Source organism: Sphingomonas bacterium, assembly GCF_903644135.1.
Lineage (GTDB): Bacteria > Pseudomonadota > Alphaproteobacteria > Sphingomonadales > Sphingomonadaceae > Sphingomonas.
This window is the reverse complement of the sequence record NZ_CAHJXA010000059.1, coordinates 1-10,909: the sequence shown is the minus strand read 5'-3', so window position 1 is coordinate 10,909 and position 10,909 is coordinate 1. Positions and strand designations below refer to the sequence as shown.

The 10,909-nt window shown below is 69.6% G+C and carries 15 protein-coding genes and 1 pseudogene; 9 read left to right on the top strand and 7 right to left on the bottom strand.

From position 1 onward, the window contains the following. From HUU96_RS05070 to HUU96_RS05045, 6 genes are all read left to right on the top strand, one after another. Positions 1–242 (top strand): peptidoglycan DD-metalloendopeptidase family protein (locus HUU96_RS05070; protein WP_174291769.1); only part of this gene is annotated, 242 nt, incomplete at its 5' end. A gap of 92 nt (positions 243–334) precedes the next feature. Beyond that, positions 335–1,696 carry a S41 family peptidase gene (locus tag HUU96_RS05065; protein WP_174291768.1) on the top strand — a complete coding sequence of 454 codons (1,362 nt, stop codon included), beginning with the start codon at positions 335–337 and terminating at the stop codon, positions 1,694–1,696. After that, positions 1,693–2,169: a disulfide bond formation protein B gene (locus HUU96_RS05060; protein WP_174291767.1), complete on the top strand. Its 477-nt coding sequence runs from the start codon at positions 1,693–1,695 to the stop codon at positions 2,167–2,169. Before HUU96_RS05065 ends, HUU96_RS05060 begins: the two co-directional genes overlap by 4 nt. Further along, a complete protein-coding gene (locus HUU96_RS05055; RefSeq protein ID WP_174291766.1) occupies positions 2,166–2,699 on the top strand; it encodes a demethoxyubiquinone hydroxylase family protein in 534 nt (177 codons plus the stop codon). Before HUU96_RS05060 ends, HUU96_RS05055 begins: the two co-directional genes overlap by 4 nt. A 10-nt stretch (positions 2,700–2,709) precedes the next feature. After that, entirely contained in the window at positions 2,710–3,156 is a 447-nt protein-coding gene (locus tag HUU96_RS05050; RefSeq protein WP_174291765.1) for a hypothetical protein, read from the top strand. 59 nt (positions 3,157–3,215) lie between these two features. Continuing rightward, positions 3,216–3,728 carry a hypothetical protein gene (locus HUU96_RS05045; RefSeq protein WP_174291764.1) on the top strand — a complete coding sequence of 171 codons (513 nt, stop codon included), beginning with the start codon at positions 3,216–3,218 and terminating at the stop codon, positions 3,726–3,728. Here the strand turns inward: HUU96_RS05045 and HUU96_RS05040 are convergent. Together HUU96_RS05040 and HUU96_RS05035 are read right to left on the bottom strand one after the other, a co-directional pair. Continuing rightward, on the bottom strand, positions 3,682–4,344 hold the full coding sequence (locus HUU96_RS05040; protein WP_174291763.1) for a DedA family protein: 663 nt from the start codon (positions 4,342–4,344) through the stop codon (positions 3,682–3,684). The two genes, HUU96_RS05045 and HUU96_RS05040, sit on opposite strands and share 47 nt — an antisense overlap. Continuing rightward, positions 4,341–4,607 carry a chorismate mutase gene (locus HUU96_RS05035; RefSeq protein WP_254605013.1) on the bottom strand — a complete coding sequence of 89 codons (267 nt, stop codon included), beginning with the start codon at positions 4,605–4,607 and terminating at the stop codon, positions 4,341–4,343. The genes HUU96_RS05040 and HUU96_RS05035 overlap by 4 nt, the downstream gene beginning before the upstream one ends. A gap of 97 nt (positions 4,608–4,704) precedes the next feature. Here HUU96_RS05035 and HUU96_RS05030 point away from each other — a divergent pair, with 97 nt between their 5' ends. Next, positions 4,705–5,499 (top strand): aldo/keto reductase, encoded by a 795-nt coding sequence (locus HUU96_RS05030; RefSeq protein WP_174291761.1) that lies wholly within the window; start codon positions 4,705–4,707, stop codon positions 5,497–5,499. Here the strand turns inward: HUU96_RS05030 and HUU96_RS05025 are convergent, their stop codons facing one another. Next, positions 5,500–6,894: a UdgX family uracil-DNA binding protein gene (locus tag HUU96_RS05025; RefSeq protein WP_174291760.1), complete on the bottom strand. Its 1,395-nt coding sequence runs from the start codon at positions 6,892–6,894 to the stop codon at positions 5,500–5,502. Positions 6,895–6,918: 24 nt separating this feature from the next. Beyond that, positions 6,919–8,166 (bottom strand): putative DNA modification/repair radical SAM protein, encoded by a 1,248-nt coding sequence (locus HUU96_RS05020; protein WP_174291759.1) that lies wholly within the window; start codon positions 8,164–8,166, stop codon positions 6,919–6,921. A 95-nt stretch (positions 8,167–8,261) separates the two neighbouring features. Here HUU96_RS05020 and HUU96_RS05015 point away from each other — a divergent pair, with 95 nt between their 5' ends. Next, positions 8,262–8,441: a hypothetical protein gene (locus tag HUU96_RS05015; protein WP_174291758.1), complete on the top strand. Its 180-nt coding sequence runs from the start codon at positions 8,262–8,264 to the stop codon at positions 8,439–8,441. Between the two features lie 28 nt (positions 8,442–8,469). Here the strand turns inward: HUU96_RS05015 and HUU96_RS05010 are convergent, their stop codons facing one another. The 3 genes from HUU96_RS05010 to HUU96_RS05000 are packed head-to-tail and all read right to left on the bottom strand — an operon-like array spanning position 8,470 to position 10,424. Next, the gene (locus HUU96_RS05010; protein ID WP_174291757.1) at positions 8,470–9,204 is read right to left on the bottom strand and encodes a DsbA family protein; all 735 of its coding nucleotides are present in this window, start codon (positions 9,202–9,204) and stop codon (positions 8,470–8,472) included. A 15-nt stretch (positions 9,205–9,219) separates the two neighbouring features. Beyond that, positions 9,220–9,879, bottom strand: coding sequence for a DsbA family protein (locus HUU96_RS05005; RefSeq protein ID WP_174291756.1), 660 nt, complete (start codon positions 9,877–9,879; stop codon positions 9,220–9,222). A gap of 17 nt (positions 9,880–9,896) precedes the next feature. Next, the gene (locus HUU96_RS05000) at positions 9,897–10,424 is read right to left on the bottom strand and encodes a DUF721 domain-containing protein (protein ID WP_174291755.1); all 528 of its coding nucleotides are present in this window, start codon (positions 10,422–10,424) and stop codon (positions 9,897–9,899) included. A gap of 14 nt (positions 10,425–10,438) precedes the next feature. Here HUU96_RS05000 and HUU96_RS04995 point away from each other — a divergent pair. Then, a pseudogene (locus HUU96_RS04995) lies at positions 10,439–10,909 on the top strand (A/G-specific adenine glycosylase); the annotation flags it as partial.

The window sequence follows — 10,909 nt, the reverse complement described above, 5'->3', positions numbered from 1 at the left end:
CGGCGGCAGGGACGGTGCGCTATGCCGGTCGCTTCCGCCGCTATGCCGGCATCGTCATCGTCGATCATGGCGGCGGCTGGACCTCGCTGATCACCGGCCTGGGCGCGATCGACGTGCGGGTCGGCGAGGCGGTGGCGAGCGGCGAGCGGCTGGGTGCCGCCAGCCGAGGCGACGACCCGCAGGTGACGCTGGAGCTGCGCCGTCGCGGCGAGCCGGTCGATGCAGCTTCGTTGATCGGATGAGGAGGCCGGTCAGCCTCCATTCAGCCCCGCGGCGCTTTGATCGCCGGGCGATCTTCCGCTAGCACATCGGCTTACGCCTTCAGGACCACGCCATGCCCAGCCGCCTGCCTTCCATGATCGCCATCGTCGGCGCGCTGACCCTGGTGCCGCTCGCCACTGCGGCGATGGCGGCGGTCGATACTGGCGCGAACGCCGAGTTCGGCGAATTCTTCGAGGTGTATCAGCGCGTGAAGGCCAATTACGTCGACAAGGTCGACGACAAGACGCTGATCAAGGGCGCAATTCAGGGGATGCTCGCCAGCCTCGACCCGCATTCCAGCTATGCCGACGCGCTCGACTACGACAATCTCAAGATCCTGACCGATGGCAGCTATGGCGGCCTGGGCCTCACCGTCTCGATGGAGGACGGCGTGGTCAAGATCATCGCCCCGCAGGAGGACACGCCGGCCGCCCGCGCCGGCATCAAGTCGGGCGACTATATCACCCATATCGACGGCAAGCTGATCGTCGGCGAGGCGCTGGACAAGGCGATCGGCGCGATGCGCGGCCCCGCCGGCACCAGGATCGCGCTGACGCTGGTGCGCGCCGGCCACGACAAGCCGATCGAGGTGACGCTGGTGCGCGAGGTGATCGTCCAGCACGCCGTCAAGTGGGAGGTGAAGGGTGATGTCGGCTATATCGACATCAACACCTTCTCCGGCACCACCGGGGCCGATACCCGCGCGGCGCTGCTGTCGATCGACCGCTCGCTGGGCCATCATCCGCTCGGCTATGTCGTCGACCTGCGCAACAATGGCGGCGGCCTGCTCAGCCAGGCGATCGAGGTCAGCGACGCGTTCCTCGACCGCGGCGAGATCGTGTCGCAGCGTGGCCGTGAGGCAAGCGATATCGAGCGCTATTACGCTCATCCCGGCGACGACGCGCATGGCCTGCCAGTGGTGGTGCTGACCGACGCCGGCACCGCCAGCGCCAGCGAGATCGTCGCCGGCGCGCTGCAGGACCATCACCGCGCGCTGATCATGGGCGAGAAGACCTTCGGCAAGGGGTCGGTGCAGACGCTGATCCCGCTTGGGCCCCACAGCGAGGTGAGGCTGACCACCGCGCGCTACTACACGCCGTCGGGCCGTTCGGTGCAGGAGGGCGGCATCCACCCCGACATCGCCGTGCCGCAGCTCAGCGACGCCGACTACAAGACACGCCACGTCACCCGCGAGATGGACATGCTGCGCCACCTGGTCAACGAGGTGAAGCCCGACGACACGACGCTGGAGCAGGACAGCCGTACCGATCCGCGCTTCGCCGCCACGCCGGACGTGCTGAAGAAGCAGGGGATCAACGACTTCCAGCTCTACTACGCGCTGAAGACGGTGGCGCGGGTCGGCGGGCCGGTGCAGATCACCGCCGCGACCCGCGCGCCGATCGGCAAGGTGCCGGAGCCGGTGGCGACACCGTGACGCCATCGCTGGCACAGGCGCGGCTTTTGGCGCTGCTGATCCCCGCCGCGCTGCTGGCGGGGGCGTGGGGGTCGCAGTTGATCGGTCATCTCTACCCGTGCGAGATGTGCCATTGGCAGCGCTGGCCGCATTATGCCGCGCTGGTCGCGGCGCTGGCCGCCTTTGCGCTGCCGGTGGAGGCGCGGGGGCTGACGCTGCTGGCGGCGGTGCTGATCGCCGGGTCGGGCGCGATCGGCGTCTATCACGCCGGCGTCGAATGGGGCTGGTGGCACGGCGTCACCGCCTGCACCCAGACCGCGACCTTTGCCGGCAGTTCCGCCGACGATCGGCTGGCGGCGTTGCTGCGTGCGCCGATGATCCGCTGCGACGTCGCGCAGTGGCGGCTGGCAGGCGTGTCGCTGGCGGGGTGGAACGCGCTGGTGTCGCTGGTCGGGGCGGGTGCGGTGATCTTTCTGGCGGAGAAGCGCGCATGAGCTGGAAACCGGGCGACCGGCGCGAGCCGAGCGAGGCGATGATCCGCGTCGATCATGCCGGCGAATATGGCGCGACCCGCATCTATGCCGGCCAGCTGGCGGTGCTCGGCGATCGCCATCCGGCGGCGCGCGCGATCAGCCACATGGCGCATCAGGAGGCACGGCACCGCGCCTTCTTCGACCGGCTGATCGTCGAGCGCGGCGTGCGGCCGACGCTGCTCCAGCCGTTCTGGACGGTCGCGGGGTTCGCGCTGGGAGCGGTGACGGCGGCGCTTGGTCCGGACGCGGCGATGGCCTGCACCGCCGCGGTCGAGACCGAGATCGACAAGCATTACGAGCAGCAGCTGGTGGCGCTGGGCGACGACGACCCCGAGCTGTCGGCGGCGATCCTCGACTTTCAGGCCGAGGAGGTCGAGCATCGCGATCACGCACTGGCGGCGGGGGCGGAGAACACGCCCGGCTATCCGGTGCTCAGCGGCATCATCAGGCTGGGCTGCAAGGTCGCGATCGCGGCGGCTCAGCGCCTCTAGGGATAACGTCATGCGTCCGTTCGTCATCGCCGCCTTGCTCGTCGCCACGCCCGCTGTGGGTCAACAGGCGGCCCTGCCCGGCGCGGCCAAGCCGCAGGGGCCGCTCGGGCCGGGAATCGTGTCCAAGAACGCGCCGGTCAACGGCGTCCTCACCCTCTACGGCAACGAACGCTGCCCGACCGACACCAACGGCGCGGAGATTGTCGTGTGCGTGCGCCGCAACGCCGCCGAGCAGTACCGCGTGCCCAAGGAGCTGCGCGATTTTCAGGTGACGCCCGAGAATGCCAGCTGGGCGGTCAAGGCGCAGGGCGGGCTGAACGCCGGCGTCGGCATCGACAGCGTCAACAGCTGTTCGGCGGTCGGCGCGGCGGGATCGGGCGGCTGCGAGGTCGCCGGCTCGCGCGCGTGGAAGCAGGAGCAGCAGGCGAAGAAGGCGGCGGACGCGCGCGTTCCTTAGCGCTGGATCATCGCCTTGCCGCTGCCTATCGTCGCACCGGGGACGTTGGGGGACACAGGATGGCGACGGTGCTCGATCGGCCGGTGGCGCAGGCCAAGCCGATTTCGGCGGATCGGCTGGAGCGGGTGCTCGGCTATGCGGCGGTGCTGCTGCTGGCGGCAGTGATGGTGGCGCTCGCCCGCGGTTATGGCCAGTGGCGGCTGGTGCCGGCGCTGATCTGGGCGCATCTCCTCACCATCATCGTCGCGCTGGCGCTGACCCCGGTGATCCTGCTGCGCCGTCGTGGCGACCGGCGGCATCGGACGCTTGGCCAAATCTGGGTCGCGGCGATGATCGCGACCGCGGTCCTATCGCTGTTCGTTCACGAAAGCGGCCCGGGCCGGTTCAGCGTCATCCACATCATATCGGTTTGGGTGCTGATCCAGGTGCCGCTGATCTGGTGGACGGCACGCACCCACCGCGTCGTGCGTCACCGCCGCGGGGTGCGGGGGCTTGTAATCGGCTCGCTGCTGATCGCGGGCTTCTTTACCTTCCCGTTCGATCGCCTGCTGGGGCATTGGCTGTTCGGTTGAGGCCGCGGACGCGGTGCCCGATGTAGAGCACCGCGCCAACGACCAGCACCGCCGCAACGGCCGCATCGGCGCGGTGGAACCACGCCTTGAGCCGCGGGTCGCTGTTCCAGCGGTCGCCCAGCGTCATCCCGACCCAGGCGAGCGCGAAACACCACGGCCATGAGCCCAGGAAGGTGTAGAGATGGAACGGCACCAGCCGCATCCGCGCCACGCCGGCGGGAAAGGCGATGAAGCTGCGGACCACCGGCAGCAGCCGGCCGGCCAGCACCGCGGGTGCCCCCCAGCGCGCGAAGAACCGGTCGGCAGCATCGATCTCGCCCGGCCCGACCAGCAGGTAACGACCCCAACGCTCCGCCGCCGGCCGGCCGCCGCGCTTGCCGATCTCGTAGCCGACGATCGATCCCAGGTTGCAGCCCAGTGCCCCCGCGGTGGCTGCGAAGATCAGCGAGAAACGCCCGGTCGAGACCAGATAGCCGGCAAACGGCATGATGACCTCCGACGGCAGCGGCACGCAGGCGCTCTCGATCGCCATCAGCAGCGCCAGCCCGAGATAGCCGCCGCCGGCAATCACCGACACGATGATGCCGGCCAGCACGCCCAGGACATGCTCGATCATCGCTGGTCGAACCGGGTCAGCTCATGCGCGATCGATGCCTCGACCAGGCAGTCATAGACGTCGCCGGCAATGGCGGGCGGCATTCCCTCGCGCAGCGCCACGGCGCGGGCATGGGCGATCACCGCCGCCTTGCGCGGCTCGTCGCGGACCTGCTCGCGGGTGGTCTTGATGCGCGCTGCGGCGTCCATGAAGCGGGTGCGTACCGCCAGCAGCACGACGATCCGCTCGTCCAGCGCGTCGACGCCGGCGCGCACCTCGGCCATGGTTCGGCAATCCTCGGGCTCGATCATCGCGCCCGATTAGCCGAGCGGCGGCGGCCGGGAAAGGCAACTCTGCGCTCGCCCGGGGGTTGAGCGCTCCATGCAAGACATCATCCTCAACGACGGCCGCTCGATGCCGCAGCTCGGTATGGGCACCTGGCAGATCCCCGACGGACAGGCGGCGCTACTGGTTCGCGCCGGGCTCGACCTCGGCTTTCGCCTCGTCGACACCGCCGCGATCTACCATAACGAGCGCGGCGTCGGCGAGGGGCTGGTCGGCGAAGAGGCGTGGGTGACGACCAAGCTGTGGAACGACCGCCAGGGCGATGCGGCGGCGGCGCTCGACGAGAGCCTGGCGCTGCTAGGCCGCGAGTCGGTCGACCTGTACCTGATCCACTGGCCCTCGCCGGCGCAGGGCCTCGCCGTCGAGGCATGGCAGGCGCTGGTCGCGGCGCGCGAGGCCGGCAAGGCGCACTCGATCGGCGTATCCAACTTCCGCGCCGAGGACTTGGACGCGATCGTCGAGGCCACCGGCGTGGTGCCGGCTGTCAATCAGATCGAGCTTCATCCCTATTTCCAGCAGCACGACCTCCGCGCCGACCACCAGCGGCGCGGCATCGTCACCCAGAGCTGGAGCCCGCTCGGCCAGGGCGACGTGCTGAAGGACGAGGCGATCACGGCGATCGCCGCCAAGCATGGCCGGTCGCCGGCGCAGGTGGTGATCGCCTGGCATCTCGCCCACGGACTTGCGGTGATCCCCAAGGCGGGCGACCGCGACCACCTTGCCGACAACGCCGCCGCCGCCGACCTGACGCTGGACGAGGACGACGTGACGGCTATCGACGCGCTCGACCGCACCGACGGCCGGATCGGGCCATCGCCTGACAGCATGTAGCTAGGCCAGCATCGCCTGCGCCATCTTCAGCTCGTCGATGAAACGGGCATATTCGAGCTGACGCGTAGCCTCGTCGGGCAGGCGCAGCAAATAGCTGGGGTGGACGGTGATCAGCGCCGCACCGCCCTCGGGCAGCTCCAGCCGCTGGCCGCGCTCGCGGCCGATCGTGACGGTGCGGCCGAACAGCGAGCGCGCCGCGGTCGCGCCTAGCGCCACCGTCAGTTCGGGGCGGACGATCATCCGCTCCTGCTCGATCCACCAGCGGCAGGCGTCGATCTCGCCGGTACCAGGCTTGGCGTGGATGCGCCGCTTGCCGCGAGCCTCGAACTTGAAGTGCTTGACCGCGTTGGTGACATAGGTGCGGCTGCGGTCGACCCCCGCCTCGCCCAGCGCCCGGTCGAACAATTGGCCAGCGGGGCCGACGAACGGTCGGCCGGCGAGATCCTCCTGGTCGCCGGGCTGCTCGCCGACGAACATCAGCGGCGCATCGACCGGCCCCTCGCCGAACACCGTCTGCGTCGCCGGCTTGTAGAGCGGGCAGCGGGTGCACGCCCCCGCCTCGTCGCGCAGCGCCTCCCACGCCGCGGCGCTGTTGCCGCCGATGCTGGTCCTGGCCGTCTCGATCATCTGTGCCTCCCGCGCCTGCGCGCCCGCGATCAGGCCGGGGACCAGCGCGGTCTCGGGCATGTTCTTCCAGTATTTGCGCGGCATCTCCTTCAGCATCGCGCCGATCTTGACGCGGGCGGGGTTGAAGATGCTGGCATAGTAAGTCTTCCACACCGCTTCGGTCGGATCGCCGTCCGGTGCGTCCGCCTTGGTCGCTCCCGGTCCTTCGCTCAGCGCCTTGCAGTCCCAGTGCAGCGACACCGCCGGCGTCAGGATCGACCAGCGCATCGAGGCGAAGCGGTTGACGAAGAACGCGGCGTTGGCGCGGACGATGTGATGGTCGGGCTCGAACCAAGCGACGAAGCGCGGCTGGCCGTCCTCCTCCACCTCGCGGAAGCGCAGAAAGGCGCGCATCTTGTGGATGTCGCGGCGGACGCCCTTGGCCAGCGTGTCGAGCCGCCGCATCAGCGGGTCGGCGCGATCCTCGATCAGCCCCGGCTCGCGGCGCAGGCGGGTGAGGAGCGTATAGAGCAGCGCGAACCGTTCGGGATCGCTCGCCATCACCACATTGCGGGCAAGATCGATGAACGGGCGCGGCACCGAGAAAGCGGGGGTGGGGAGCGCAGCGGCGGGCGAGGGGATGTCGCCGCCGCCACCGAACAGGTCGGGCGGACCGCCGCCGACCTGCCACACCACCTGTTCGGGCGGCGCGCCCTCGCCGATCAGGCCCCGGGCGGCGTCGCGCCAGCCGTCGAAATCATCGGGTTCGGCAAGGGTGACGACGCGCATAGGGGGTGAACGCGCGAGCCCCGCTCAGGCTGCGAACAGCTCCATCTGCTGCTGCTTGGGCGTCACCAGCGGCTTCACATCGACCTTGTCGGCGAGCACGACCGGCCGCCAATCCTCGGTGACGATGAACGGCCGCAGCTTCGCCACCGACACCGTCAGCCGGCCGATATCGTCAAGCCGCAGCCGCCGCCAGCGCCGGCTGGTCAGGATCGCGCCCACCGCCTTGACGCCCAGCCCAGGCACCCTGAGCAGCATCTCGCGCGGGGCGCGGTTGACGTCGACGGGGAAGCGATCGCGGAACTTCAGCGCCCAGGCCAGCTTGGGATCGATGTCGAGTGGCAGCATCCCCGTTGCATCGTCGGCGGCGGCGACCACCTCCGCCGGCGAATAGTCGTAGAAGCGCATCAGCCAGTCCGACTGATACAGCCGGTGCTCGCGCATCAGCGGCGGCCGCTGCAGCGGCAGCACGGCGCTCGCGTCCGGGATCGGGCTGAACGCCGAGTAATAGACCCGGCGCAACCCGAAGCGATCGTACAGGCCCGAGGCGCGGCGGACGATGTCGCTGTCGGTCGCGGCGTCGGCCCCGACGATCATCTGCGTCGACTGGCCGGCAGGGGCAAAGCGCGGCGCGGACTTGTACTTGGCCTTTGCGTCCTTGTTGTCGGCGATGTCGCTCTTGTTGGCCGCCATCGCCCCCTCGATCCGCGCGCCGTCCTTCTCGGGCGCGAGGCGCTTGAGACCGCTGACGGTCGGCAACTCGACGTTGATCGACAGCCGGTCGGCGTGCAGCCCCGCCTGATGGACCAGCGCCGGGTCGGCGTCGGGAATCGTCTTCAGGTGGATATAGCCGCGGAAATGATGATCCTCGCGCAAGCTGCGCGCGACCTCGACCATCTGCTCCATCGTGTAGTTGGACGAGCCGATGATGCCCGAAGAGAGGAACAGCCCCTCGATATAGTTACGCTTGTAGAACGACAGGGTCAGCTGGACGACCTCCTGCGCGGTGAAGCGTGCGCGGCGGACGTTGCTGCTCTTGCGGTTGATGCAGTAATGACAGTCGAAGATGCAGCTGTTGGTCAGCAGGATCTTCAGCAGGCTGATGCAGCGGCCGTCGGGGGCATAGGCGTGGCAGATGCCCATGCCCTCGGTCGAGCCCAGCCCCTTGCCGTCCTTGGAGTTGCGCTTGGCAGTGCCCGACGAGGCGCAGGAGGCATCGTACTTCGCGGCATCGGCCAGGATCGCCAGCTTTTCGCGAGTGTCGAGCTGCGCCATGCGTTCGATCTATGTTCGCGCGGGCGAAGGCGCAAGTGCCATATGGCGGTAACATCGCAGCGGTACGACGGGCGGACGGAGCAGAGGAGCAAGCTATGACCCCCGACGTGACCGAATGGCTGGAGCAATCCTCGGTGGAGGCGATCCAGGCGATCCAGGCGACCGACCCGGAACAGGCCGCCGCGCATCAGGAGCGCTGCCTGCTCTATACCGGCCGCGCGATGGCGGCGCTGATCGAGCGGCGCGTCGCCTTTCCGTTCCAGCACGCGGCGTAACTGATCTGCCGTCGGCGTCGACGGCAGATCAGGCCCCGGCCGCCTTCAGCGCCGTCTCCAGCTGCGGCCAGGTGATCGCGCCCTGCACCACCTTGCCGTTGATCAGTAGCGTCGGCGTGCCGCTGACGGTGCCGTCGGCGGTCTTGTCCTGGGTCGTCTTGGTCAGCTTGTCGGTGGTCGCGCGATCGGCGAGGCAGGCCTGGATTTTCGCCTCGGGCAGGCCGCGCTGCTTCATATAGGGGATGACGCCCTCGGCCTCGGCGAGCATCGCGATGACCTGGTCGGGCTTGGCCGTCTGGAGTGCCTGCTGCTGCGCCGGGGTCAGCTTCTGCAGGCCGTCATCGAAGCTCGCCTGGTCGTGGAACATCTGCTCCAGCACCGGGAAGAACGCCGCCTTGTCGACGCAGAGGCCGAGCAACGCCGGCGGCAGGTCGGCGGGGCCGTGGACCATGAACTCGCGGAACTCGAAGCTGACCTTGCCGGTCGCGACGTACTTCTTGGTCAGCGGGTCATAGCTCTCGCGGGCCAGCGCGCCGCAGGTCGGGCATAGGCGCGAGCCATATTCGGCCAGCTTGATCGGCGCGTCCGGATTGCCCATCACATAGCCTTCGGCCGTCCTGGTTACGGTATCGGCCCAGCTCTGCCCGGCCGGCGCGGGCTTGGCGGCGACCGGCGTGGAAGGGGCGCTGCTGCCGGTGCCGGCATCGCCCTTCGAACAGGCGGCGAGGCTGAGGCTGGCGAGCAACAGGGCAGCGAAACGCATGACGAAATCTCCTGGTTATTTCAGCCCGCGGGCGCGCAGCAGCGGCTCGACCTTGTCCCAGGTGAAGCCGTCGACCCGCTTGCCGTCGAGGAAGAAGGTGGGGGTGCCGGTGACGTCCTGAGCGCCGGCGGTCATCGCGACGATGCGGTCGACCGCCGCCTGGTCGGCGAAGCAGGCGTCGAGCCGGTCGTCGCTCACCCCCTGTGCGCGAGCGACATCGCTCAAGCCCGACCCGTCGGCGATCGCGCGCAGCCGGGCGAGCGGCGGGTACATGTTGATGCGCGCGGCGTTGGTCTGCTGGAAGTTGATCGCGCGGTTCAGCCACACGTCCTGCCGAGCGAAGATCAGGTAGCTGGTCGCGTAATATTTCGGCCCGGTACAGCGCGCCACCACCGCGGCGGCGAGGTCGGCGGCGTCGCGGATCAGGTTGCGCAGCTCCAGGCTGACGCTGCCGTCCTTGACCCAGCGGTCGTGCAGCACCGGCCCCGACTCGGCGGCAAAGGCGGCGCAGTGCGGGCAGGTATAGCTGCCATATTCGACGAGCTTCACCCGCGCCGCCGGGTTGCCGAGCAGATAGCCGCCGTTCGGCAGCCGTGATGTCGTCTGCGTCCAGTCGCGCGCAGTCGCCGCGGCGAGGAGCAGCGGCAGGAGGAGGAGAGCGAGGAGATAGCGCATGGGCGGGTCCGTGGCAGTCAGCTGACCCGGGGGAGGCCGGGGATCGCCGCAACCCCGGCAGCAAGCGATTCGAGCACAGCGCGCAGCTCGGGGTCGGCGATCGTCTTCAGCCCCTCGCCCAGTTCGGCCGGGACCGGCCGCAGCGACGGCGGCGCACGCCGCGGCGCGGGCGGGGCGATCTCACCTTGGCGGATGGTGATACGGCCGACCGCGGCATAGCCGAAGAAGCGGTTCACCCGCTCGGTGATCTCGGGCGTGATGTGCTGGAGCATCGGCGCGTGCGCGCCGCGTGCGACCAGGGTCAACACGCCGTCCTGCTTCTTGCCGTGCGGGAAGCGGATCGATTCGGGCTGGCTCGCCCCCGCCAGTTTCTCGCCGACGATCTCCGCCCAGCGGCTGACGATCGACGACTGGATAAAGCCGAAGCGCCGGAACGCCGCGCCGCCGACCGCGGGCAGCAACTCGGCGACGCTGCGCGAGCGGTTGCTGCGCGGCGCGTCTGCATCGGTAGGGGCACGGCCGCGCTTGCTCATCGCCGCCCTCATGCCATAGCGCGGCGGTGGACGCCAAGCCCGACATCGCTCCCGCCCTGCTCGACTGGTACGACGCCCACCGCCGAGATCTGCCATGGCGCGCGCGCGCCGGCGAGGCGGCGGACCCGTATCGCGTCTGGCTGTCGGAGGTGATGCTGCAGCAGACAACAGTGGCCGCGGTGACGCCGCGCTTCGCCGCCTGGGTCGCGCGCTGGCCCGACTTCGCCAGCCTCGCCGCCGCTGAGGAGCCGGATGTCATGGCCGCCTGGGCGGGGCTCGGCTATTACGCCCGCGCCCGCAATTTGGTGAAGACCGCGCGAGTGATTGCGGCGGAGTATGGCGGCGCCTTCCCGCGCAGCGAGGCGGCGCTGCGCCGTCTGCCGGGGCTGGGCGCGTACACCGCCGCGGCGGTCGCGGCGATCGCCTTTGATGAGCGCGCGGTGGTGGTCGACGCCAATGTCGAGCGGGTGGTGGCGCGGCTGTTCGCCATCACCGAG